The sequence below is a fragment of the Paraburkholderia sediminicola genome (assembly GCF_046026675.1).
Lineage (GTDB): Bacteria > Pseudomonadota > Gammaproteobacteria > Burkholderiales > Burkholderiaceae > Paraburkholderia > Paraburkholderia sediminicola_F.
Genome location: NZ_JAQQEY010000002.1, coordinates 1,062,642 through 1,084,464 on the forward strand (window position 1 = coordinate 1,062,642; position 21,823 = coordinate 1,084,464).

Sequence of the window (21,823 nt, forward strand, 5' to 3'; positions counted from 1 at the left end):
TACAAAATCATGGAGACACGCGTGAACCCAGCACGTCCGCAAGCCCCCGCGCCGGCCAGCACTGCCATGCTGCGTCGCGTGGCCTTCGCCTCGACCATCGGCACCGCAGCCGAGTACTACGACTTCTTCGTCTACGGCACGGCTGCCGTGCTGGTGTTCGGTCAAAAGTTTTTCCCCTCCGCTGACCCGCTGATCGGCACGCTCGCCGCTTTCGCCACCTATGCAGTCGGCTTTCTTGCGCGGCCGTTGGGCGGCATCGTGTTCGGGCATTTCGGCGATCGCGTCGGCCGGAAGAAGGCCTTGATCGTGACGATCCTGATTGTCGGGTTGGGGACGTTCGCGATCGGCCTGCTGCCGGACTATCAGTCGATCGGCATCTGGGCGCCGATCGCGCTGATCGTGATTCGCGTGTTGCAAGGCTTCGGCGTGGGTGGCGAGCAGGCGGGCGCCGTGTTGCTTACGGCGGAATACGCCCCGCCTGCGCGGCGCGGCTTCTTCGCGAGTCTCGTGCAACTGGGCGCACCGGCCGGCTTCCTGATTCCGTCGGGTCTGTTCGCGCTGCTCAGCGCGACGTTGACTCAGGCGCAACTGCTCGACTGGGGCTGGCGCATTCCGTTTCTCGCGAGCGCGTTGCTGGTCGCCGTGGGCCTGTATATCCGCTTGCGCACCGAAGAGTCGCCGATCTTCGCGACGATCCAGCGCACCAAGGCGGTGGCTTCGCGCCCAGTGGTGGAAGTGGTGCGGCAGTTCGGCCCGACGATCGTAAAAGGTGTCGGCGCCAAATTGATCGAGGCTTGCGCCTTTGCGATGTACACGATGATCGTGCTTGCCTACGGCAAAGCACACGGCATCGCACAAAGCATGCTGCTCGAAACGGTGATCGTCGCGGTCGCGCTCGAGCTCGTAACGATTCCGCTCGCCGGTGCGCTGTCCGATCGCATCGGACGGCGGCCGACCTTCATTGCCGGTGCGTTATTGCACGTGGCGCTGGTGGTGCCGTTCTTCATGGCGATCGATAGCGGCAATCGCGCGGCGATCCAACTCGTGATGATTCTGGCCATTAGCGTGGGCCACAGCCTTTGCTATGCACCGCAAGCGGCGCTTTTCCCCGAACTGTTCCCCGCGCGCGTGCGGTGCAGCGGTATCGCGCTGATCTGGCAGATCGGCTCTTTGCTCGGCAGTGGCGTGCTCGGACTGCTGGCTGTCAAACTGATTCAGGCCACGCATGGCAATTCGCTCGCGTTGATCGTCTACGTGGCCGTGCTCGGCATTGTGTCGGCTGTATCGCTTTTTGCATTGCCGGAAACCGCGCCTCTGCGCCGTGGCGGCGATCTCCACGATTGGGGCGGCGGCGAGCCGGTAGAAGCACATACGGCAGCGCACGCCCTCGCATCCTCATCTTCGTCTTCTTTCGCGCGGCACTGAGCGCGAGACCTTTGCCATACTGGAGTCCTTCATGCTCGCAGCCGTGCTTCACGAACCCAAACTGATCCGCATCGACGAAGTCGAGCCGCCTGTACCCGGCCCCGGCCAGGTGCGAGTGCGCGTGCGCGCCGGCGGCATTTGCGGGTCCGATCTGTCGTACTACTTCAAAGGCAAGAGCGGTGATTTCGCGGTGCGTGAGCCGTTCGTGCTCGGGCATGAAGTGGCCGGCGAGATCGATTCGCTCGGCGAGGGCGTGAGCGCGGAAAGTCGTCTCACACCCGGGCAGCGTGTTGCCGTCAATCCGGGACTAGCCTGCGGGACGTGCCGCTTTTGCGTCGGCGGGATGCCGAATCATTGTCTGAACATGCGCTTCATGGGCAGTGCATCGACGTTCCCGCACACGCAGGGCATGTTCCGTCAGTACATCGTCGTCGCGGCGCGGCAATGCGTACCTGTGCCGGATGGCGTCGATTTTGCGCAGGCGTCGATGGCCGAGCCGCTTGCCGTTGCATTGCATGCGGTGAAGCAGGCGGGTTCGCTCGTCGGCGCGAGTGTCTTGCTGGTGGGTTGCGGGCCGATCGGTTGCATTCTGTTGAGCGTGGCGCGCCGTGCCGGTGCTCATCGCGTGGTCGCGCTGGATCTTTCGGATCGGGCGTTGCAGGTCGCGCTGCAACTCGGCGCGGATCAGATCGTGAACGCGACGGACAGCGCCACGATCGATCAATGGTCCGCGCAACGCGGCACGTTCGACGTGGTCATCGAGGCATCGGGCAGTCCTGCCGGACTCGATACAGCGCTGCGTGCGGCGCGCGCTGGTGGCACGGTGATTCAGGTGGGCAATCTGCCGGCCGGCCAATCGCCTGTGGCGGCGAACCTGGTAATGTCGAAGGAACTCCGCTATCAAGGCTCGTTCCGCTTCACCGGCGAATACGCCATCGCTGCCGAAGAAATCGCCTCCGGCAAAGTCGACTTGCGACCGCTCATGACGCATGCATTCGCGATGAGCGAAGCGAACCGTGCGTTCGAAGTGGCGCTCGACCGCTCGCAGTCGATGAAGGTGCATCTGAACTTCGATTGAACATCGCCCGTGGCATGAGGCGTTGCATCTGACCGCAGCGCCTTGCCAGGCCAATCAAGCTACTTAAGCTATTCAAAACGCCCACCAAGAGGCGACCCGAAGGAGACACCTGATGATCAAGAGTCAACGCTGGTTTGTTGTCGCGCTACTGTTTCTGGCCGGCGTCATTAACTATCTCGACCGCGCGGCGCTGTCGATTGCCGCACCGTTGATCCAGAAAGACCTGCACTTCTCGCATGCGCAGATGGGCATCGTGTTCAGCAGCTTTTTCATCGGCTATGCGCTGTTCAATTTTGTCGGTGGCGTGCTGTCGGACAAGGTCGGCGCGAAACGTGTGTTCGGCACCGCGATGGGCGTGTGGTCGGTGTTCTGCGGCGCGACCGCGTTGGCCAGCGGCATTGGCTCGCTGATCGTGCTGCGTGTGCTGTTCGGTATGGGCGAAGGTCCGTTCAGTTCGTCGAACAGCAAGATGGTCAATAACTGGTTCCCGCGCAAGGAAGTCGCGAGCGCGATCGGCGTGATCAGTTCGGGCACACCGCTCGGCGGTGCGCTGGCAGGGCCGGTGGTTGGTTTCATGGCGGTGCAGTTCGGCTGGCGCTGTGCCTTTGTCGCGATCATGCTGCTGGGACTCTTGTGGCTCGTCTTGTGGGCGGCAACGACCACCGAACACCCGCACGAAAATTCGCGTGTCACGCCTGACGAGATCGAACTCATTCGCGCCGGACAGGCGGACGAACATGCGATCGCGCATTCGGCCAACGGCGAGCGGCTCGGCCTGCGGCACTTCCTGAAGCAGCCGATCATTCTCGCGACCGCCTTTGCATTCTTCTCATACAACTACGTGCTGTTTTTCTTCCTGTCGTGGTTCCCGACTTACCTGACCGAAGCGCATCACCTGAGTCTGCGCGACATGAGTTTCGCCACGGTGATTCCGTGGCTGCTCGGTAGTGTCGGCCTCGCGGCGGGCGGCTTCATCTCGGACTTTATCTTGCGCCTGACCGGTAAGCCGCTGCTATCGCGCAAGATCGTGCTGAGTAGTTGTCTGGGCGCGGCGGCAGTGTGTGTCGCGTTGGCCGGGCGTGTTGCCAGTACTCAGGGGGCGGTCGCGCTGATGTCGGTGTCGATCTTCTTCCTCTATGTGACGGGCGCGGTGTATTGGGCCGTGATTCAGGACACCGTGCCGCGCGAACACGTCGGCGGCGCGGGCGGTTTTGTGCACTTGCTGGCAAATCTGGCCGGCGTGATCGGCCCGGCGGTGACGGGCTTCATCGTCGAAGCGACGCACGGTAATTACGCGAGCGCGTTCGTGCTGGCGGGGGCGATTGCCGTGCTGGGCGCGGTGTGCTCGCTCGTGTGGATTCGCGAGCCGCGAGCGAGTGCATTAAACATGAAACGTGCATGGTAGTATGGTGCGGCACACTTTAGTGGATATCCTGGCGGGTATTCATGGTGCGTGCCGTCTCTGTCGCTATTCATTCGTTGCTATCCGCTGCTTTACCCGATGCCGACCAAGAACCTCCACGCCAACGCGTCTTCTTTCTCCTCCGATACCACGCTTGCACCCCGCACAAGGCGTCGCGCGAGCGTGTATGCCGGCGCGCGTGTCGAACTGCCGGATCTGACTGCCAGCGTCTCGTTCGACTCGCATGAGCCGATCGGCAAGCAGATTTTCCGTGCGCTGCGTCAGGCAATTTTCGCCGGTCAACTGGTGCCGGGCACGCCGCTCTCGGAGAAGGAAGTGTCCGACATGTTTCAGGTGTCGCGGCAACCGGTGCGGGAGGCGTTTATCAAGTTGGTCGAAGCCGGTGTGCTTCAGGTGTTGCCGCAGCGCGGCACCTTCGTGAAGCGCATTTCGCCGCGCCAGGTGCGGGAAGGGCGTTTCATTCGCGAAGCGATCGAGACAGCGGTGGTGAAGAAGGCAGCCGTGTCGATCACGGACGAGCAGTTGCAGGCCCTGACCGACAACCTTCGCGACCAGAAGCTTGCGGCGAAATCGAACGACACCGCCGCCTTCCTCGCGCTTGACGAGGCGTTTCATTACGGGATCGCCCAGGCGATCGATTGCACGGCGGCATGGGAAACGATTCAGGACATCAAGGCGCAGATGGACCGGGTGCGCTACCTGAGCTTGCCGGAAGTATCGCCGCTCGATCTGCTGATCAAGCAGCACGCGAAGATTCTGGCTGGCCTTCGCGCGCACGATCCGGGCGCGGCTGAAGAAGCGATGCGCAGTCACCTGCGCGAGATTCTGATGTCGCTTGGTCCGATCGCGGAGCGCAATCCGGCGTGGTTCGATGCGGACGAACCGGAGCGCGTGCCGCTGTCGACTTAGGCCGATGTGCGGGTGGGCCGCCTGCTTGCTCGCATACTGCCATGAGCGCAGCCCCCCCGCTGCGCCAGCCCAATTCACATACGCATGACCCGCCGAGCCCCGTCTCGCGGCCTCCCCAGCCCACAATCCTCATACAAATAATCCCCGCAAAACGCGAGGCAACTTCGCCTCGTTCGACGCTTCATCGAGCGCCGAAGCAATCGTTTGCGCCGATCTTGAGGGAACTCTTTTTGATTTTCGCGGGCGCGTTTTCGACCTATCAACTTTTCCCGCCCGTCTGCCGAAAACATCTCTATGGCAACGGGATTGACTGGAGACGGGTGTGAAGCGACAGGTGTGGTTTTTGGTAGCCGTTCTCGCGCTGGCCGGGTGCGCACAGATGCCTGCGCAGAATGCCGCGCATCCGGACAAGGCATCCAACGAAGTCATCAGCTTCGAGATTCCGCCGGATGCACTCGGGGCGCATGACCCGCAACTCACCGCCGTGCTGACCAAGGCAGGCGCCCTGGCTGCCGCGCAACAGCAGTCCACGGTCGTGCTGGTCACCGCGCTGGGTCAGGATTTCGCGTACCTGAACCAGGCAGTATGGAAGGGTGTGCCTGCGCAACGCATGTCGAAGGTGAGCTTCGAGAATCGAACCGCTGGCCTCGGTCAGCCGTATAGCGTGTCGATCAGGACGGTGCAATGAAGGAGGCCATCGTGATGCTTCGAATCACCTTGCTGACGGCGGCCACGCTGCTCGCCGCGCCGGCCTTTGCGGCCCCGCCGGGAACAGACCTGCAGTCGGCAGGCGGGTTTCCTGCCACGTTTCCTCCGGCGGCTGACAAGGTCTATCCACCGTTGCCAACGCTTGCGATGCTGCCGCCGTCGAGCGGCAGCGATGATGACTTGCCGGTGAAGCCGGCGACGCATCGAAAGAAGTCGCGTGCGCCGATCCAGACGCAGGAACGCAGGGGAGCGCCGATGCCGGCAGTCCGGCTCGTCGTGTCCGATGCTTCGCATACGTACCTCGACTCCGTGCAACGGCAAATCGATCTGGCGTTGGCCAGGTAATTCGCCCGCGGCGTCGAGCTCACCACTTTTGCCGCTATCAAGCGGAAGGATGATTCATGTCCTTGAAACTCTTCTGTGCCGCGCTAGCGTGGCTGTCGATGTGCGGCGCGGCCCACGCGGCCGACGATTGCTTCAATGAGGCCGCGGCCTATCAGGGCGTCAATCCCTGGGTATTGCGCGCGGTTGCGTGGTACGAATCGAAGGGGGACCCGGACGCGATACATCAGAATGCGAACGGTTCGATCGATGTCGGCCAGTTGCAGATCAATTCGATTCATTTCGGCGACCTCGCGCGCGAGGGCGTACCGCACCGCGCGTTGACCGATCCGTGTGTGAACGTCTACGTGGCCGCATGGCTGCTGAAGCAGAAGATGGTCAAATACGGCAATACCTGGCGCGCGATCGGCGCGTACCACTCGGAAACCCCGAAGCAGCGTGACGCCTACGCCCGCAGCATCCAGCAGGTGCTGGTCGGATGGGGGCAGTTGCCGTCCGCCCGCCAATCGCTACTCGCCGATCGCTAGTCACGAAAACGCAGCTTCGCGTGGTTACCATGAGGCCCCCGGACGGCCTCGATTTCACGCACGGCGCAGCCTCATGCATGCTGCATCGTGCGGAGAAAGCAGGGCCAGGCTGTACTAGCTGAGGCCTTCGTTGATCAGATCCCATACGCGTAAAGCGGCAGTGTTGGTGGCGCTTGCCGGTATCGGCCTCGCCGTCGGCGCGCCTTTCGTTCTCAATTCGCACGCGGCGTTCGCCGGGCTACGTAACGTCTCTCTCTACGTATTCGCCGCGCTTGCCGCGAGTGCGGCGATCAGCGCGATGGCAAAAGCGGGCAAGCTGCATCTGATGCAGACCGCGCTCGGCTTCCGGGTCAGTTTTCTGCGCACGTTTGCCATCACGCTGGCTACCGATTTCGCGTTCCTGGCTTCCCCGTTGGGCGCGGCGGGCTACGGCGTCAACATCGGCCTGCTGCAGCGCGCCGGCGCATCCTGGTCGCTTGCGACGACGGTCGTCGGCGCGGATCAGGCGCTCGATCTCGCGTTCTTCACGACCGCCGTACCGGTTTCCCTGCTGTTTGCCTTCGGGCCGCTGACGCAAGTGATTCCGCGCGCGGGCGCGCCGCTCGTGTTCGGCGGGCTGGCCGGCGCCGCATGCCTGATGGGCGTCTGCTGGATGAACCGCCGGCGCGTGGCGGTGGCACTGGACGCCGCCGGCCGGCGCGTTCATTGGCTCAACGAGCGTCGCGCGAGATTGAGCCGGTTTTTCCATAGTGTTCGCCGGCAATGGCTGGAACTGGTCGCCGGGTCCAAGTGGCGGCTTGCCGCGTTGTGTCTGCTCACGACGCTGCAGTGGTTGCTGCGTTATGGCGCCCTCTGGTTTATCTTGCGCGAGCTCGGCTACCGCCTGCCGTTGGGTTTCGTTCTGGCCGTGCAGGCAGTCGTGCTGCATGCCGCGTTGTGGACTGGCGTGCCTGCGGGTGGTGGCACCGGCGATATCGCTCTCGCTGCCGCATTCGCGAGTTGGGTGCCCCGTGCGGGCATCGCGACGGCGCTGGTGTTGTGGCGTTTCGCGACGCTTTACAGCCCCCTGGCGCTGGGCGCGGCAGGTTTCGTTGCGCTTGCAACGAGGGGGCGCAACCCGCTATCGGCCGCTGAATGAAACCTTGAGGGCCGGGCTTGAACGGCACGGTGCGGCTGACGGGCTCCGCCAGCTTCGGTAAGCGCTTCAGCGTGGACTGTCGGTATCGGGCACTTTGCGCATGCGTGCCGCAAAACTTGCGCGTGAGTCCTGCTCACTACGTAAGCGAAGCATTTGAAAGGTCTGTGAAATCAGCGCGAGCGGATAGACCGCCTTCAGCAGGTCCGCGATCATGCGCCATTCCGCGCGCATGCCCTTCCAGTAACCGAGTTTCTCGGTTTTGCGGGCCTGCGTGACGTGTGGCCAGTGAGTCACCGCAATCGGCAGACGGCGCGCGATGATGCGGCGGTTCATGAATACTTCGACCCCGAAGCGCGGCAAGCCGTGAACCTCCTGCAGGACTTCGCTGAGCAGCGCTTTTTTGACCACGCGCTCGCCGGAGACGAAATCGAGGCCGATGGCGCGGAATGCCAGCAGGCTGTTCTGGCGCAGACTCATGCTCACTTGCACGCTGCCTTGCAGGACGGGCAGGGCGAGCGTGCTGATGCTTTCGGCCGTCAGACCCTTCAGGTCGGCATCGAGCAGCATCAGCAGGTCGCCACGCGCGGCGGCGATCCCGGCTGCCATGGCGGCGCTTTTACCGCGGTTCTCGGCGCACCGGATCAGCCGCGCCGACACGAAACGTTCGACCACGTCCGCGGTGCCATCGGTTGAACCATCGTCCACCACGATGACTTCACCGAGCAAAGGATGCGCGCAGGCCACCGCCAGCACCGTGCCGATGCGAGGTGCCTCGTTGTAAGCGCAAATGACGCAGGAGATTCGTGGAGGCGGTCTGAGCGGGGCGCGAGCGGTCATGTAAAGGGCAGTAGAGATCAACAATGGTGCGCTGCAGCACAATGCTTGTTTTTCAGCTATAGTCAGGGCACGGCTTATGTCCAGAGAGGTACAGAATGTACGACGCCGAAATCGCCGCCACCCTCCTGAATCGTTGGGCCACACGTTCGTCAACGACTGACTTCGACGTCTACCTCGAGTTGTTGCGCGAAGGCAATCTCAGTTTCACTTACCAATCCGGTCACGTGCGCGACGCCGGCATTGAAGAGGGGAGCGCATTCAATATCGAATCCCTGGTTTTCGTCGACGGCTCGCGCACCCTGCGCGTCGAAGCACCTGACCAGACACCCCGCTGGACGCGCTGGGCCGCGGTTGAACCGCTGCTGCCCGTCACCAGCGAGGCCTAACAACATCGTCAGACGATCCGCGCCCCGGCGCGATACGTCGCGCGCGGCACCGGCAGCGTGTCGAGCATCGTGACGCGCACGAAGTCCGCGCGCAAACCCGCTTCAATCGCCCCGCGGTCATGCAGGCCCGCCGTGCGGGCCGGCTCGGCGGAAACCGTCGCCATGGCGCGCGGCAGAGTCCAGCCAGCCTTGCTCACCAGATCGAACACGGCCGTCATCAAACTGGACGGCACGTAATCCGAGGACAGGATATCGAGCAAGTCCGCCTTCGCCAGTTCGAGGGCCGATACATTGCCCGAGTGCGAGCCGCCACGCACGATATTCGGTGCCCCCATGATGGTCGAAATGCCGTGCTCGCGTGCCGCCTCGGCAGCGATGCGGGTAGTCGGAAATTCGGCCAGCACGATGCCTTCAGCCTTGGCCTGTTCGATGTGCTCGATCAGCGTGTCGTCATGGCTCGCCACGGGAATGCCGAGCCGCTTGCAGCGCGCGACGATCTCGTGGCGGTGCGCGTCGGCGTAACGTTCCTGTTCGACGGATAGTTCGGCCAGCGCGGTCGCCACGTGTTCGTCAGTCAGCTTGCCGTTGCGCTCCTGAAAACGGCGCCATTGCTCGCGGTCGTGCCATTGACGCTGGCCGGGCGTGTGATCCATCACTGAAGCAAGCCGCAGCAGCGGATGCGCACACAACGAATCGAATACCTCGACCACGTCGGCGGTGGCGATTTCGCAGCGCAGATGCAGAAAGTGTTCGGCGCGCAGCAGCTTGCGCTCGGAGAAACGCGTGAGGGATTCGGCGCATTGGGTTTGCAGATCGCGGCCGCGCAGCCCTACGTTCGAGCGCGAACCGATCGCGAGGGCATCGAACACCGTGGTGATGCCGGCCGCCGCCACTTGCGCGTCGTGGATCACGAAGGCGGCATCGGTATTCCATTGCACGCCCGGACGCGGTGCCAGATGCTTCTCGAGGTTGTCCGTATGCAGTTCGATCAGACCCGGCAACAGATAGTCGCCGTCCCAATCTTCCGCTTCGCGCGCCGAGGTCGTGCCACGCTCGACGTCGCGAATCACGCCGTCCTCGATGCGTACTACGCCGGTAAATACATCGTCTCGCGTCACGACGCGAGCGTTCTTGATCAACATCGACTTGCTCCGTGGTCTGTCCGGAATCTTGCACGCAGTGTTTCGACCCAGTGCTTGACTCAATGTTTCAGCTCAGTGGTTCAGTTTAGTGCCGTTTCGTGTCAGTTAGTGACACAAAGGCGGACGCAACGGCGGCTGGAGTTCAAGACGGCGTGTGGCCACCTTGTTGCGGGTATCTTCGTCGTGAAAGATGCCGACGATCGCGGCGCCACGCTCGCGCGCTTCGACGATCAGATCGGCGACCACGTCGCGGTTCTCCGCATCGAGCGAGGCTGTGGGCTCGTCGAGCAGAAGCAGCGGATGTCCGGCAATCAGGCCGCGGGCGATGTTCACGCGCTGCTGTTCGCCGCCGGAGAAGGTGGCGGGCGCGAGCGACCACAGTCGCTCGGGCACGTTCAATCTCGCCAGCAGGGCAGCAGCACGCGCACGGGCTTCGTCTTCGGCCACACCGCGCGACAGCAGCGGTTCGGAGACGAGCGTCAGCGTCGGCACGCGCGGAATCACGCGCAGAAACTGGCTGACGTAGCCGACCACGCCGCGGCGCAGGCGTAACACGTCGTGCGGTTCGGCGCCGATGATCGACACGGGCGCCCCGTCATCCGCCGCCGCATCGCGAATGGCAATCGAGCCCGCGCTGGCCAGGTAGTTGCCGTACAGACAGCGCAGCAGCGTACTCTTGCCCGCGCCTGAAGGTCCGATCAGCACGACGCACTCGCCGCGCTCGACATCGAGCGACACGCCCGCGAGCGCTTCGATCTGCACGCCGCCCTGGCCGTGCAGCGTGAAGGTCTTGCCGATGCCGACCGCGCGCAGCATCAGTGCATTGTTCTCGATGAACGCGCGTTCGGTGGCGCGGAATTCCTTGCTTGTTTCAATGGATCGCATTGTGAGCCTCAAACCGGCAGAACCGAGGAAACCAGCGTTTGCGTGTACGGATGCTGCGGATCGTCGAGCACCTGGTCCGTCAGGCCCGACTCGACCACTTCGCCGCCTTGCATGACCATCAAACGATGCGCGAGCAGCCGCGCCACGCCGATATCGTGCGTCACGATCAGCACCGACAGATGCAGCGTGGACGTCAACGTGCGCAGCAAATCGAGCAGACGCGCCTGCACCGAGACGTCGAGACCGGCGGTCGGCTCGTCCATGAAGACGAGGCGCGGGCCAGTGACGAGATTGCGCGCGATCTGCAAACGCTGCTGCATGCCGCCGGAAAACGCCGCGGGAAATTCGTCGATACGGGTGGCATCGAGTTCGACGCGTTCCATCCACTGCGTTGCGGTGTGGCGGATGTCGCCGTAGTGGCGGGCGCCGACGGCCATCAAAGGTTCTCCGATATTCGCACCGGCGGAGACGCCGCTGCGCAGGCCATCGCGCGGATTCTGCTGCACGAAGCCCCACTCGGTGCGCATCAACAGGCGCCGGCGCGGTTCAGACAGGGCGAGCAGATCGAGCTTTTCGCCATGGGTGGCCGTGTAGTGGAGCGAGCCGCTATCGGTTTCGGTTTTCAGGGCGAGCGCATTGAGCAGCGTCGTCTTGCCCGAGCCGGATTCGCCGACGAGGCACAGCACTTCGCCCGGATACAGATCGAAGCTGACGTTCCTGCAGCCGTTGCGGCCGCCATATTGTTTGGTGAGCGAGCGGGCGCTCAACAGCGGCGTCATGCGGTTTCTCCTTTGCGCGCTTCGTATGCCGGCAGCTCGAGATCCTGATCGCCGCGGCGTTCGTGGCAGAAGTCGCTATCCGAGCAAACGAACATGCGCTTGCCGGCGTCGTCGACGATCATTTCGTCGAGGAAGCTTTCCGTCGATCCGCACAGCGCGCACGCGTGCTGCCACTTCTGCACTTCGAACGGGTGATCGTCGAAGTCGAGACTGCGCACGGAGGTGTACGGCGGGATCGCGTGAATGCGCCGTTCGCGGCCGGCGCCGAACAATTGCAGCGCGGGGTTCATATGCATCTTCGGGTTGTCGAACTTCGGAATCGGCGACGGCGAACTCAGATAGCGGTTGTTGACGATCACCGGGTAGTCGTACGTGGTGGCGATGCTGCCGTGATGCACGATGTCCTCGTACAGCTTCACGCTGATCAGCCCGTAATCAGCCAGTGCGTGCAGCTTCTTGCATTCGGCGACACGCGGCTCCAGACGAAATAGCGGTTCGGGCATCGGCACCTGATAGACCAGAATCTGCTTGTCGGTGAGCGGCGCTTCCGGAATCCGGTGACGTGTCTGGATGATCGTCGCTTCCGTCGTGCGGCGCGTGGTCGCCACGCCGGTGGTGCGCGCGAAGAAGCGGCGGATGTTGACCGCGTTGGTGGTTTCGTCGGAACCTTGATCGATGACCTTCAGCGTATCGTTGCTGCCGATGATCGCCGCGGTCACCTGAATGCCGCCCGTGCCCCAACCGTACGGCAGGGGCATTTCCCGCGAGCCGAACGGCACCTGATAGCCCGGCACGGCGACCGCCTTGAGCAACGCGCGGCGTAGCATGCGCTTGGTCTGTTCGTCGAGGTAGGCGAAGTTGTAGCCGTCCGCGGCGCTGTCGTACGACGCGGTGGTGTGAGATGTGGCCGGCGCGTTCATGCGGCTTGCTCCTGCTGATCGTGATCCTTGCCCTGATCCTGGCCCTCTGCGCTGTGTTGCGCCCGCAGTCGCCGCACGAGTTCGAGTTCGGACTGAAAGTCGACGTAGTGAGGCAACTTCAGATGCTGAACGAAGCCGGACGCTTCGACGTTATCGCTATGCGAGAGCATGAATTCGATGTCCTGCGTCGGCGAGGCGAGCGTTTCGCCCAGCTCTTCAGCGCGCAACGCGCGATCCACGAGTGCCATGGACATCGCTTTGCGTTCCGAGTGTCCAAACGCGAGACCATAGCCTTGCGTGAAAGTAGGCGGCACCTCGCCGCTGCCGGCGAACTGGTTGATCATCTGGCATTCGGTGACATCGATGTCGCCGATTTCAACGGTTTCGCCCAGTTCATCGAGTTCCATTTCAACGGCGATCGTGCCGAAGCGGATTTCGCCGGCAAACGGATGCGTGTGTGCGTAGCCCCGTTGGGTGGCGTAGCCCATGGCGAGCAGGAAGCCTTCGTCGCCGCGTGCGAGATTCTGCAAACGCGTGGCGCGGCTCGCGGGAAACGCGAGCGGCTCGCGCGAGAGGTCACCGGGTTCCGGCGCGTCCGGCGTGGGGTGTTCCTGTTCGATCAGGCCTTCCTTGTCGAGCAGCGTGACCACGCGCGGCATGGCTTCAGCTGCGGACTGAGCGGCTTGAATGGAAGCCGGGATTGCAGTCGTATTGGTTCCGGCATCGCCTTCGGCAAGCAGCGCGAAATCCAGCAGACGTTGCGTGTAATCGTAAGTCGCGCCGAGCAATTGCCCGCCGGGCACGTCCTTGAACGTTGCCGAAATACGGCGCTCTACTTGCATGGCTTCCGTGTCGATCGCCTGCGTATAACCGAAACGCGGCAACGTGGTGCGATACGCACGCAGCAGAAAGATCGCTTCGACCAGATCGCCCGCGGCCTGCTTGATCGCGAGCGCGGCGAGTTCTTCGTCGTAGACCGAACCTTCGGTCATCACTCGCGCGACGGCGAGGCGCAATTGCTCGCGAATCTGCGCGACGCTGAGTTCGGCCAGCCGCGTATCGCCACGGCGCGACTTGTCGAGCAGACGCCACGAAGCTTCGATTGCGCGTTCTCCACCCTTGACGGCAACGTACATCAGTTCACCTTCGCTTGAGTTGTGCGCGGCAGGCCGATCAACGTGCTGTCGCAGACGAGATAACAATCGATGCCGCACGGAAAGAGCGGCGCGAGGGCGGCGCGTTCGCGCCAGAAGTGCTCGGGCAGGCCAATCGGCGCGATCGTCGTGGTGTGCTGAATGCCGGGACCACTGAGCACGATCGGTGCGCCACCTGTCAACGCTTCGACGCGGATCAGCAAGGTCACCGAGTGCTCAGGTGATTCCGCTTCGCCGAGCGCAAAGCTTTCCAGCGCCGGCATTGCGCCTGCGTCGTGGATATAGGCGAAGGCCGCGAGTCCCGGTTCGTCGACGAGCGGTGCGCCGGTATGAAAGCGCAACGCCGAACCCAGCGCCGTATCGGGTTGCGCGAGCCATACGGGCGTGGCGTAGTCGCACAGGGTCAGCAGCGCGGCGAAGGCGGCGAGCGCGGCGCGAGTGGCCCGCACTTCCGGCAAGCCTTTTTCGACGACGCCCACCGTGCCCGGACGCGACAGTGCGTCGAGCAGCGTGCGGAATACCGCCTGGGTGTCGTGGACCGGGTCTGCGAAACCGGGCGTCAAGGTAGACAATGCAATCTGCGAGTTTTCCATCAGTCGCCTCTGACCATCGTGAAGAATTCGACGCGCGTGGCTGCGGCGTCCTGTCTGCGTTCGGCGCGTTGTGCGGCTTGTTGTTCGGCAAACGGCGCGATCAGTTGCTGGTGCAAGGCGCTGTGATGCTCTGGCATTTGCAGCAACGCATCGGCAAGCGCTGCCAGTTCGGCGCGGCGGCGGTCGCGGCCCAGATGGCACGCCACGCCGACGGCTGCCGCTGTTTCACCCGTGACGCGCAAACGCAACGTGGCGCGCGTGACGGTGGCTTCGCCGAGATTGAACGGGTCGCCGCTGCCGCCAACGCGGCCGCGCACCATCGCGAGACCGATTTCGGGCGGCCGCAGCCAGTCGTAAGCAGGGGGTGGAACGCCTTGCAGCGCGCGTTCCAGCGCGGCTTCGAGATCGGCGCGCGGGGTGCGGGCCAGCACGGCCATCCATGCGCGCCGCATGGCGGAGGAAGGCGAGGCGGAAGTGGCACTCATCGAAATTCCTGTTGATCCAGCGAGTGAACATTTAAGCATCTATTCATCTAAACGTCTAGACGTTTGAGGGTATGCTTGCGGAGCGTTGTCGTGCATGGTCGCCGTTTCACATTTCCATCACGGCTTGCGCACTACAATGCATGGCATAGCGAATATTTGAACCCAGGGGAATGACAGCACCATGACATCGAACGACAACGCGACGCCGGGCACGCTGCTCGAACGCGGCGCGGGCGTTGCCGTCTGGCGGCAGATCGAGCAGATTCTGGCGGCGGAAATTGCCGCGAGCGGCTTTGGCGAAGACGGCCGTTTGCCGAGCGAGGGCGAACTGGCCAAACGCTTCGACGTGAACCGGCATACCGTGCGCCGCGCCATGCTCGGTCTCGCCGCATTGGGCCTCGTGAGCGTCGAGCAGGGGCGTGGCACGTTCGTGCAGCCCGGCGCAATCGACTATACGATCGGCCGGCGCACGCGGTTTACAGAAAACTTGCGGCAGCAGCATCACGCGGCGGCGGGCATGATGCTGTCGTCCGCGCGCGTGAAGGCCGAGCCGAATGTCGCGAAGGCGCTCAGCGTGCGGGCGGGCGCGTCGGTTTACCGGATCGAGACGCTGCACGAATCGGATGGCGTGCCGCTCACGTTTGCGCGCAGCTGGTATCCGGCGGCGCGTTTTCCGGACTTGCCGGAAGTGCTGGAGCGCACGGGCGGCGTTACCAGGGCAATGGCCGAATTGGGCGTGACCGACTATCTGCGTAAGTGGAGCCGTATCGGCAGCGTGTTGCCGGAGCCGGAAGTGGCGCGGCGTTTGAATATCAACCGCCAGCAGCCGGTGTTGTGGGTCGAAAACGTCGACGTCGATCTGGAAGGCACACCGATTAAATACGGTTTCACGCATTTTGCGGCGGACCGTGTGCAGTTGCTGGTGGAGCACGAAATATGAGCGCCGTGGCGGGGAACGCCGGCGATCAGGTCGAATGGAGCCCCCACGCACGTTTCGCGATCTATTACGCACCGTCGCGCGAGTCGGCATGGTGGCCCGCGGGTTCGGCGTGGTTGGGGCGTGACGCGGAAAGCGGCGAGCGATGTGTATCGCCGCAACCGGAAGGTTTGACGCGTCCGCTGGCGGATCTAACCGACGCACCGCGTCGCTATGGTTGGCACGGTACGCTGGTCGCGCCGTTTCGCCTCGCTGAAGGCGTGACCCAACAGGACGTGCTGGAAACGACGCGTCAATGGGCACGGACGCAAAGCCCATTCGCGTTGCCGGTCGAAGCCGCAACGCTCGGCGATTTCGTCGCACTGCGTCCCGCGGATCAGAACGGTGAAGCGAACATTGGCGCCGTTGCCGCAAGTGCCTTGCGCTCGCTCGATGCGCTGCGCGCCAGACCGTCCGCGGCCGATCTCGCGCGCCGTCTCGCCGCGCCGTTGACTGAACGGCAACGTGCACTGCTGATCGAATGGGGTTATCCGTACGTCTTCGACGAATTCCGTTTTCACATGACGCTATCCAGTTCTCTCGTCAATGCCGATGAGCGCGCAACGCTGGTTGCGTGGTGGCAGGCGCAAACGCCCGCGCTCGGGCCGCTCGCTATCGATCACGCGGCGCTCTTTGTCGAGCCTGCCCCCGGTGAACCGTTCGTCCTGTGGCAGCGCGTGCCGTTTCAGACCCGCGAGGTGAAATAACCATGGCAGGTCGTCTGATCTATGTAATGGGGCCGTCCGGCGCGGGCAAGGATTCATTGCTGAGTTTTGCGCGTAGCCGTCTGATGGGCGAGCCGATTCTGTTTGCGCATCGCTATATCACGCGGTCGAGCGGCAATGGTGAAGAGCACGTTGCGTTGAGCGTCGAAGAATTCGCGGCGCGTTCGGTGCTCGGTCTGTTCGCGCTCGAATGGTCGAGCCATTCACTGCGTTATGGCATCGGCATCGAGATCGATGCATGGCTTGCGCGCGGTTGCACGGTCGTCGTCAACGGGTCACGTCAGCATTTGCAGCATACGCTGGCGCGTTATCCGTACACGGAAGTTGTGCATGTGGACGCGGCGCCGCATATTCTTGAAGCACGGCTCGGCGCGCGGGCGCGTGAGTCTGCGGAACAGGTTGCGGCCAGGCTTGCGCGGCGGGCACCGTTTTCATTGCCGGAAGGGCTTCGGTGCACAACCATCGATAACTCCGGGGCACTGGAGGACGCGGGTCATGCCCTGATCGCTTTTTTGCAGGCGGAGGCCGATATTCCCCACGTTTCCCACGCTCCCCACGTTCGCTAAGCTCGACTGGCCCGGCCGCCGCCATGCGCTCCCGCTTCGCTTCCTGCCAACACGATACCAACTGCAGCACCGTCGGCGTGGGCAGCAAATCGCGCCGCGAGATGATGCTAAAAAGAACAGTATCTTGTTCGAACAAGATGGCGTGGCTATAGTGCTCGTCTGTTTGCCGCGTAATGCGGCGTGAATTCCACGGAGCGATAGATGAGCGAAGCCGCGCGTTTTACCGAAGTGTCCGACCTGGCGCCTGCAACCGAGAGCCTGCGCGAGATCCGCCATCACATCCATCACCATCCGGAATTGGCCTACGAGGAAGTGCAAACCGGCGCATTGGTGGCGGAGAAGCTCGAACAGTGGGGCTGGCAGGTCACGCGCGGGGTCGGTCAAACCGGCGTGGTGGGCACGCTGAAGGTGGGCAAAGGCACGCGCAGCATTGGCATTCGCGCCGACATGGACGCGTTGCCGATCATCGAGCAAACCGGTCTGCCGTATGCGAGCGGCACGCACGGCAAGATGCACGCCTGCGGCCACGACGGCCACACGACGATGCTGCTTGGCGCCGCGCAACACCTTGCCGCCACGCGCAATTTCTCGGGCACCGTGCATCTGTACTTCCAGCCGGCTGAAGAAAGCGGTATCGACAGCGGCGCGATGAAGATGATCAACGACGGCCTGTTCGAGCGCTTTCCGTGCGACGCCGTGTTCGGTCTGCACAACCATCCGGGCGCGGAACCGGGCGTGATGCTGTTCCGCAAGGGGCCGTTCATGTCGGCGGGCGACAAGGCGATCATCACGATCGAAGGCGTCGGCGGCCATGCGGCGCGTCCGCATCTGACGGTCGATCCGGTGGTGGTGGCGGCGAGCATCGTGATGGCGTTGCAGACGATCGTCGCGCGTAACGTCGACCCGTCGCAGCCGGCGGTGGTCACAGTCGGCTCGATGCATGCGGGCACCGCGAACAATGTGATTTCGAGCAGCGCGAAGCTGGAATTGAGCGTGCGTTCTTTCAGCCCCGAAGTGCGCACGCTGCTGAAAAAACGCATTACCGAACTCGCCGAAAGCCAGGCCGCGAGCTATGGCGGCAAGGCGGTGGTGGAGTATATCGAAGGCTATCCGGTGGTGATCAATTCGGATGCCGAAACGGACTTCGCGGTGCAGGTGGCGCGTGAGCTGGTTGGCGACGACAAAGTGGTCGAGCAGACCGATATTCTGATGGGCAGTGAAGATTTCGCCTTCATGCTGCAAAAACGGCCCGGCACGTTCCTGCGGCTCGGCAATGGGGCGGGTGAAGACGGCTGCATGGTGCATAACCCCCATTACGACTTCAACGACCGCAATCTGCCGGTTGGTGCGGCATTCTGGACGCGGCTGGTGGAGCGGTATCTGGGGTAATCGGCGTCGGAATTCGCCTTGATGTGCGAGTCGTTTCCGCGGCGTGTGCGTGCTACTGATATTTCGATCGCCTACGCGCTGAGTGTGTGCGTATTCGGCGGCACCGCGCAACTGGTCACGACGTGGCTGATCAAACTGACCGGCAGCAAGCTGGCACCGGCCGGGTACGTGGCGACGTGCGTGGTCGTGTCGTTGGTCGCGGTGTCGCTGTTGAAGGAGACGGCGGATAAGCCGATTGATTGACCTATCGGTTAGGTCGCCGCTTACGCAGGGCATTTCTAGCGAAGCTCGCCGACATGGTGGATAGAGTGAAGTCCGGCAGACCCCTGGCAGAGAGAAACGAACGACGCAGAACAAGATGCCGGCCACCCGGGCATCGGGTCTCGGGAGCGACACAAGCCCGACGACCTCGACTGTTCCAATCGGAGGGTGCGGACTCGCATGGCGGGCTGTGTGGGATAGGGCACGATCAAACGATCGTCCCCTATCCCGATCAGTGCAGGTCGTATTGCTGCTTGCCGCTGGCCTCCAGCCGCCGGCGCTCCCACTCGCGTAGCGATGCGGCTAGGATCACGCAACGACGCGGACTCACTTGTGTCTCGCGCGGCATCCGCCCTTTCGCTCGCATACGATAGTAAGTGTGTTTGCTAGTGCCATAGCGCTCACAAAACTGCGTGATGGTAAGCGGTACGTCGTTGGCTTGTGCCCGTTTCTCTGTGGCTTCCCGGGGTGCATTCATCGTCGGACCTCCTAAAAAGCGCGAGTCTTTGCCACTCAGCCGGGTCGAGACATTCCTCCTCGCCCCATGCCGCGTTGATGCCAGCAAACCATTGCCCGTGAAACGCATGGCGGCGGGCGCGCAGCTGGCGGCCGCGCGGCAAGAACCGGCACTAGCGGCCACCGCGCCGCAGCAAAGAAAAAAGCGCGAGCAATTGCGCCTTTTTATTGCCTCAAAAACCTACCAACAGTCGTACACGCCTTGATGATTTTTCCGCTCGAATTTTAGTCATTCCCGATGGACCCGATTACCTCCGTTATTTAGCCTCCTGCATTGCGAACGATTGCAACACTAACGCTCTGATTACAGGCCATGAAACGTCCTGACACATATGCGTCGTTGCTGCTCTTTCGTTAGGAGTTTTCAGTGAGAAAACATGACCTGCGTCGAAGGTGACGAAAAAGGTTGGAGCGCGGTCAGGACTAAGGCCGCAGCATCGGAGAAAAACTGGGGCAATTTCATTTTCGGGCCATACAGAAATATGCAAGACAAGAGGCAAAAAGGCGGACGGGAATATTCCCGTGAAGCAGTCAGCGGCATCAGTCCGCGATGGTGGAAGGCAGACACATGTCGAGCAATTGCGAGTACCGCATGCATTTCGCTTGCACTTGCGGCATGTGGCGAAAATGGTAGTGATCCGACTTCGCGCGCGACACCGTCAACACCTGCGGCAGCGCCTCGGAGCCTGGAAGCGACAGCGGAATTGGCGGCGAAATCGACAGTCGTTCCTTTAGCTATGTCGTTGAAGATGAACGCGAGCAGTCTGTCATCGGACGCTTCTGTGGATCGCTTTATTATTAAGTACAAGTCAGGCACTCCCGAAAGTGGGTCAGCGGCAGCAGTGCAGTCGAGGCTAGACCGACTCGTCGGCGCCTTTCCCTCGAAGCCGCACCATATACGTCGCACAGGTGTCGGGTCTGACGTGGTTACTACGGAGCGCAAACTGAACGTCAGCGATGCCAAGAAGTTCATGCGGGCCATCGCATCGGACCCCGACGTGGAATACATTGAACCCGACGTTGAAATGCACGGCGGTATGATCCCCAATGATCCGTACTATTCCAGACAGTGGGGGTTTTCCAACCAAGGCGGAATCAATGCGGAGGGAGCATGGGACATAGTTGACGGGTCCGGCGTTGTAATAGCGATGGTGGATAACGGTGTAACACACCACAGCGACCTGGATGCAAATCTCCTGCCCGGCATAGACGTGAGGATGGGCCATCGGGGAAATGGCGACGGCTTCAATCCCGGAATCACAACGGAGACTTGCCCCGTTGAGTGGCACGGCACTACCGTTGCCGGGGTTCTTGCAGCAGTGACGAATAACGGGAGTGGTATTGCAGGAACTGCGGGCGGCGCGAAGATCGTCCCCGTGCGCGCGCTCGGCGCATGCGCTAGCGGGGTTCTATCGGATGTCGCGGATGGAATCACTTGGGCCGCTGGTGGAAGCGTTCCAGGAATTCCGGATAATAAAAATCCGGCGAAAATCGTGAATGTGAGTATTCAGGGCTTCGGTTCGTGCAGTGCGACGCTTCAACAGGCAATCGACGGTGCAACGGCTCGCGGCGCGTCAGTCGTTGCTATTGCCGGCAACTATGAGCGAGATGCTTCAGCAATTCAGCCTGGCAATTGCAAAAACGTTATAGTCGTCGGCAACGTGAGACAAAACGGAATGCGAGGTTACCTGTCAGACTACGGTTCACTGGTGGATATCGCTGCGCCAGGGATGAGTATCTGGACTACTTCCAATAACGGTACTTCCGCGCCGGGACCAGAGAGTTACGGCTACTACAACGGTACTTCACTGGCGGCTCCGTTCGTGTCAGGCGTCATCGCGCTCGCCCAATCCGTAGCACCGAAGCCCCTCACGCCGTTAGAAATGCGCGCCTTGCTTATGCAGAACGTCCATGCGTTTGGTCCGGAACGACCTGACTTCCCGATTGGCAAAGGCGTACTTGACGCTAACGCAACGGTTGTTGCTGCCCGGTCGGGAAAAATTCCGGCTGTGGCGGATTTCAAGTGTTCGCAAAGCGGAGGAATGCTAGTGACATGCACGGACCTGTCTACCGCAAGGGGCGCGCCCATCAAGACATGGGCATGGAACCTGGGCTTTGGTGATCCCAATGATATGGTACGCACGCAATCAGTGAACCCGTACTATGACTACGAATTTCCAGGCATTTACAACGTTGCATTGACGGTTACGGATAGCACGGGCGCTGTTAGCAGCCTGACGCGGTCTTTCACGGTCGTTGCACCCGCCGTAACCGAACTGAGTTCCAATGTTCCGGTGAAGTTTTCGGCGAATTACCTTGTCCGGAAATTTTTCTCGCTGGACGTTCCTGTTGGTGTAAAGACCCTGACATTTACCCTGTCACCTGCGTCTTACAGCGACGTTGGCACGCTGTATCTCAGAGCCGATTCACCTACCACGCGCAATGCAGATTGCCAGTCCGTCTTCGTGAGAAGTGGAGCCGCTACCTGTACCGTCTCCAACCCGGCACCAGGGACTTACTACGGAACGGTGAACCCTAATTCGAACCTCACGGATGTCACCATTCTGGCTAATTACGCAAAATAATCCGGTTGGATGACAAGTACGCCCCTAGACCGCAGCCAAGGATCGTAGGTGCGCGACTTCTTGCGAAATCGAAG

The 21,823-nt window shown here is 62.2% G+C and carries 24 protein-coding genes and 1 pseudogene; 16 read left to right on the forward strand and 9 right to left on the reverse strand.

The window, feature by feature from the left end; genetic code table 11:
- Positions 1–21: 21 nt before the first annotated feature.
- The 8 genes from PQQ86_RS24670 to PQQ86_RS24705 all read left to right on the forward strand — a co-directional run bounded on the left by PQQ86_RS24670 (position 22) and on the right by PQQ86_RS24705 (position 7,550).
- Complete coding sequence (locus PQQ86_RS24670; protein ID WP_408272863.1) at positions 22–1,425, forward strand: MFS transporter; 1,404 nt, start codon at positions 22–24, stop codon at positions 1,423–1,425.
- A gap of 31 nt (positions 1,426–1,456) precedes the next feature.
- A complete protein-coding gene (locus PQQ86_RS24675; protein WP_408272866.1) occupies positions 1,457–2,503 on the forward strand; it encodes an L-idonate 5-dehydrogenase in 1,047 nt (348 codons plus the stop codon).
- A 112-nt stretch (positions 2,504–2,615) separates the two neighbouring features.
- Positions 2,616–3,908: an MFS transporter gene (locus PQQ86_RS24680; protein ID WP_408272868.1), complete on the forward strand. Its 1,293-nt coding sequence runs from the start codon at positions 2,616–2,618 to the stop codon at positions 3,906–3,908.
- Positions 3,909–4,004: 96 nt separating this feature from the next.
- Positions 4,005–4,835 carry a GntR family transcriptional regulator gene (locus PQQ86_RS24685; RefSeq protein WP_408272870.1) on the forward strand — a complete coding sequence of 277 codons (831 nt, stop codon included), beginning with the start codon at positions 4,005–4,007 and terminating at the stop codon, positions 4,833–4,835.
- A 379-nt stretch (positions 4,836–5,214) separates the two neighbouring features.
- Positions 5,215–5,523 carry a hypothetical protein gene (locus tag PQQ86_RS24690; protein ID WP_408279354.1) on the forward strand — a complete coding sequence of 103 codons (309 nt, stop codon included), beginning with the start codon at positions 5,215–5,217 and terminating at the stop codon, positions 5,521–5,523.
- A 14-nt stretch (positions 5,524–5,537) separates the two neighbouring features.
- Positions 5,538–5,888 (forward strand): hypothetical protein, encoded by a 351-nt coding sequence (locus tag PQQ86_RS24695; RefSeq protein ID WP_408279355.1) that lies wholly within the window; start codon positions 5,538–5,540, stop codon positions 5,886–5,888.
- Between the two features lie 56 nt (positions 5,889–5,944).
- Complete coding sequence (locus PQQ86_RS24700; protein ID WP_408272873.1) at positions 5,945–6,412, forward strand: lytic transglycosylase domain-containing protein; 468 nt, start codon at positions 5,945–5,947, stop codon at positions 6,410–6,412.
- 130 nt (positions 6,413–6,542) lie between these two features.
- Positions 6,543–7,550, forward strand: a complete 1,008-nt coding sequence (locus PQQ86_RS24705; protein WP_408272876.1) for a lysylphosphatidylglycerol synthase transmembrane domain-containing protein — start codon at positions 6,543–6,545, stop codon at positions 7,548–7,550.
- A gap of 66 nt (positions 7,551–7,616) precedes the next feature.
- On the opposite strand, the gene PQQ86_RS24710 is transcribed toward PQQ86_RS24705, so the two are convergent.
- Positions 7,617–8,387: a glycosyltransferase gene (locus PQQ86_RS24710; protein WP_408272878.1), complete on the reverse strand. Its 771-nt coding sequence runs from the start codon at positions 8,385–8,387 to the stop codon at positions 7,617–7,619.
- A gap of 95 nt (positions 8,388–8,482) precedes the next feature.
- Between PQQ86_RS24710 and PQQ86_RS24715 the strand changes: the two genes are divergently transcribed.
- Positions 8,483–8,773 carry a hypothetical protein gene (locus PQQ86_RS24715; protein WP_408272881.1) on the forward strand — a complete coding sequence of 97 codons (291 nt, stop codon included), beginning with the start codon at positions 8,483–8,485 and terminating at the stop codon, positions 8,771–8,773.
- Positions 8,774–8,781: 8 nt separating this feature from the next.
- On the opposite strand, the gene PQQ86_RS24720 is transcribed toward PQQ86_RS24715, so the two are convergent.
- The 7 genes from PQQ86_RS24720 to phnG form a co-directional block, all read right to left on the reverse strand.
- Complete coding sequence (locus PQQ86_RS24720) at positions 8,782–9,915, reverse strand: alpha-D-ribose 1-methylphosphonate 5-triphosphate diphosphatase (RefSeq protein ID WP_408272884.1); 1,134 nt, start codon at positions 9,913–9,915, stop codon at positions 8,782–8,784.
- Between the two features lie 105 nt (positions 9,916–10,020).
- A complete protein-coding gene (gene phnL / locus PQQ86_RS24725) occupies positions 10,021–10,800 on the reverse strand; it encodes a phosphonate C-P lyase system protein PhnL (RefSeq protein WP_408272887.1) in 780 nt (259 codons plus the stop codon).
- Between the two features lie 8 nt (positions 10,801–10,808).
- Complete coding sequence (gene phnK / locus PQQ86_RS24730) at positions 10,809–11,579, reverse strand: phosphonate C-P lyase system protein PhnK (RefSeq protein ID WP_408272890.1); 771 nt, start codon at positions 11,577–11,579, stop codon at positions 10,809–10,811.
- Entirely contained in the window at positions 11,576–12,499 is a 924-nt protein-coding gene (locus tag PQQ86_RS24735) for an alpha-D-ribose 1-methylphosphonate 5-phosphate C-P-lyase PhnJ (RefSeq protein WP_408272893.1), read from the reverse strand. The genes phnK and PQQ86_RS24735 overlap by 4 nt, the downstream gene beginning before the upstream one ends.
- Positions 12,496–13,635: a carbon-phosphorus lyase complex subunit gene (locus PQQ86_RS24740; RefSeq protein WP_408272895.1), complete on the reverse strand. Its 1,140-nt coding sequence runs from the start codon at positions 13,633–13,635 to the stop codon at positions 12,496–12,498. Before PQQ86_RS24740 ends, PQQ86_RS24735 begins: the two co-directional genes overlap by 4 nt.
- Positions 13,635–14,246 carry a phosphonate C-P lyase system protein PhnH gene (gene phnH / locus PQQ86_RS24745; protein WP_408272898.1) on the reverse strand — a complete coding sequence of 204 codons (612 nt, stop codon included), beginning with the start codon at positions 14,244–14,246 and terminating at the stop codon, positions 13,635–13,637. The genes PQQ86_RS24740 and phnH overlap by 1 nt, the downstream gene beginning before the upstream one ends.
- Positions 14,246–14,731, reverse strand: a complete 486-nt coding sequence (gene phnG / locus PQQ86_RS24750; RefSeq protein ID WP_408272901.1) for a phosphonate C-P lyase system protein PhnG — start codon at positions 14,729–14,731, stop codon at positions 14,246–14,248. Before phnG ends, phnH begins: the two co-directional genes overlap by 1 nt.
- A 181-nt stretch (positions 14,732–14,912) precedes the next feature.
- Here phnG and phnF point away from each other — a divergent pair, with 181 nt between their 5' ends.
- The 5 genes and pseudogenes from phnF to PQQ86_RS24775 all read left to right on the forward strand — a co-directional run.
- Positions 14,913–15,671 (forward strand): phosphonate metabolism transcriptional regulator PhnF, encoded by a 759-nt coding sequence (gene phnF / locus PQQ86_RS24755; RefSeq protein WP_408272904.1) that lies wholly within the window; start codon positions 14,913–14,915, stop codon positions 15,669–15,671.
- A complete protein-coding gene (locus tag PQQ86_RS24760) occupies positions 15,668–16,414 on the forward strand; it encodes a DUF1045 domain-containing protein (protein WP_408272907.1) in 747 nt (248 codons plus the stop codon). The genes phnF and PQQ86_RS24760 overlap by 4 nt, the downstream gene beginning before the upstream one ends.
- A 2-nt stretch (positions 16,415–16,416) precedes the next feature.
- A complete protein-coding gene (phnN, locus tag PQQ86_RS24765) occupies positions 16,417–16,998 on the forward strand; it encodes a phosphonate metabolism protein/1,5-bisphosphokinase (PRPP-forming) PhnN (protein ID WP_408272908.1) in 582 nt (193 codons plus the stop codon).
- Positions 16,999–17,199: 201 nt separating this feature from the next.
- Positions 17,200–18,387 carry a M20 aminoacylase family protein gene (locus tag PQQ86_RS24770; protein ID WP_408272910.1) on the forward strand — a complete coding sequence of 396 codons (1,188 nt, stop codon included), beginning with the start codon at positions 17,200–17,202 and terminating at the stop codon, positions 18,385–18,387.
- Positions 18,388–18,630: pseudogene (locus PQQ86_RS24775) on the forward strand (MFS transporter); the annotation flags it as partial.
- 250 nt (positions 18,631–18,880) lie between these two features.
- Here the strand turns inward: PQQ86_RS24775 and PQQ86_RS24780 are convergent.
- A complete protein-coding gene (locus PQQ86_RS24780; RefSeq protein ID WP_408272914.1) occupies positions 18,881–19,126 on the reverse strand; it encodes a helix-turn-helix transcriptional regulator in 246 nt (81 codons plus the stop codon).
- 97 nt (positions 19,127–19,223) lie between these two features.
- Here PQQ86_RS24780 and PQQ86_RS24785 point away from each other — a divergent pair, with 97 nt between their 5' ends.
- Together PQQ86_RS24785 and PQQ86_RS24790 are read left to right on the forward strand one after the other, a co-directional pair.
- The gene (locus PQQ86_RS24785; protein WP_408272917.1) at positions 19,224–19,370 is read left to right on the forward strand and encodes a hypothetical protein; all 147 of its coding nucleotides are present in this window, start codon (positions 19,224–19,226) and stop codon (positions 19,368–19,370) included.
- Between the two features lie 171 nt (positions 19,371–19,541).
- Entirely contained in the window at positions 19,542–21,749 is a 2,208-nt protein-coding gene (locus PQQ86_RS24790) for a S8 family serine peptidase (protein ID WP_408272921.1), read from the forward strand.
- Positions 21,750–21,823 lie beyond the last annotated feature (74 nt).

Bases quoted from the DNA above. Each gene is read 5' to 3' on its own strand.
- phnL (WP_408272887.1), bottom strand. From the start codon at position 10,800: ATGCGATCCATTGAAACAAGCAAGGAATTCCGCGCCACCGAACGCGCG.
- PQQ86_RS24680 (WP_408272868.1), top strand. From the start codon at position 2,616: ATGATCAAGAGTCAACGCTGGTTTGTTGTCGCGCTACTGTTTCTGGCC.
- phnG (WP_408272901.1), bottom strand. From the start codon at position 14,731: ATGAGTGCCACTTCCGCCTCGCCTTCCTCCGCCATGCGGCGCGCATGG.
- phnH (WP_408272898.1), bottom strand. From the start codon at position 14,246: ATGGAAAACTCGCAGATTGCATTGTCTACCTTGACGCCCGGTTTCGCA.
- PQQ86_RS24770 (WP_408272910.1), top strand. From the start codon at position 17,200: ATGAGCGAAGCCGCGCGTTTTACCGAAGTGTCCGACCTGGCGCCTGCA.
- PQQ86_RS24695 (WP_408279355.1), top strand. From the start codon at position 5,538: ATGCTTCGAATCACCTTGCTGACGGCGGCCACGCTGCTCGCCGCGCCG.
- PQQ86_RS24710 (WP_408272878.1), bottom strand. From the start codon at position 8,387: ATGACCGCTCGCGCCCCGCTCAGACCGCCTCCACGAATCTCCTGCGTC.
- phnN (WP_408272908.1), top strand. From the start codon at position 16,417: ATGGCAGGTCGTCTGATCTATGTAATGGGGCCGTCCGGCGCGGGCAAG.
- phnF (WP_408272904.1), top strand. From the start codon at position 14,913: ATGACATCGAACGACAACGCGACGCCGGGCACGCTGCTCGAACGCGGC.
- PQQ86_RS24790 (WP_408272921.1), top strand. From the start codon at position 19,542: ATGACCTGCGTCGAAGGTGACGAAAAAGGTTGGAGCGCGGTCAGGACT.
- PQQ86_RS24675 (WP_408272866.1), top strand. From the start codon at position 1,457: ATGCTCGCAGCCGTGCTTCACGAACCCAAACTGATCCGCATCGACGAA.
- PQQ86_RS24735 (WP_408272893.1), bottom strand. From the start codon at position 12,499: ATGAACGCGCCGGCCACATCTCACACCACCGCGTCGTACGACAGCGCC.
- phnK (WP_408272890.1), bottom strand. From the start codon at position 11,579: ATGACGCCGCTGTTGAGCGCCCGCTCGCTCACCAAACAATATGGCGGC.
- PQQ86_RS24685 (WP_408272870.1), top strand. From the start codon at position 4,005: ATGCCGACCAAGAACCTCCACGCCAACGCGTCTTCTTTCTCCTCCGAT.
- PQQ86_RS24690 (WP_408279354.1), top strand. From the start codon at position 5,215: ATGCCTGCGCAGAATGCCGCGCATCCGGACAAGGCATCCAACGAAGTC.
- PQQ86_RS24700 (WP_408272873.1), top strand. From the start codon at position 5,945: ATGTCCTTGAAACTCTTCTGTGCCGCGCTAGCGTGGCTGTCGATGTGC.
- PQQ86_RS24760 (WP_408272907.1), top strand. From the start codon at position 15,668: ATGAGCGCCGTGGCGGGGAACGCCGGCGATCAGGTCGAATGGAGCCCC.
- PQQ86_RS24780 (WP_408272914.1), bottom strand. From the start codon at position 19,126: ATGAATGCACCCCGGGAAGCCACAGAGAAACGGGCACAAGCCAACGAC.
- PQQ86_RS24720 (WP_408272884.1), bottom strand. From the start codon at position 9,915: ATGTTGATCAAGAACGCTCGCGTCGTGACGCGAGACGATGTATTTACC.
- PQQ86_RS24715 (WP_408272881.1), top strand. From the start codon at position 8,483: ATGTACGACGCCGAAATCGCCGCCACCCTCCTGAATCGTTGGGCCACA.
- PQQ86_RS24740 (WP_408272895.1), bottom strand. From the start codon at position 13,635: ATGTACGTTGCCGTCAAGGGTGGAGAACGCGCAATCGAAGCTTCGTGG.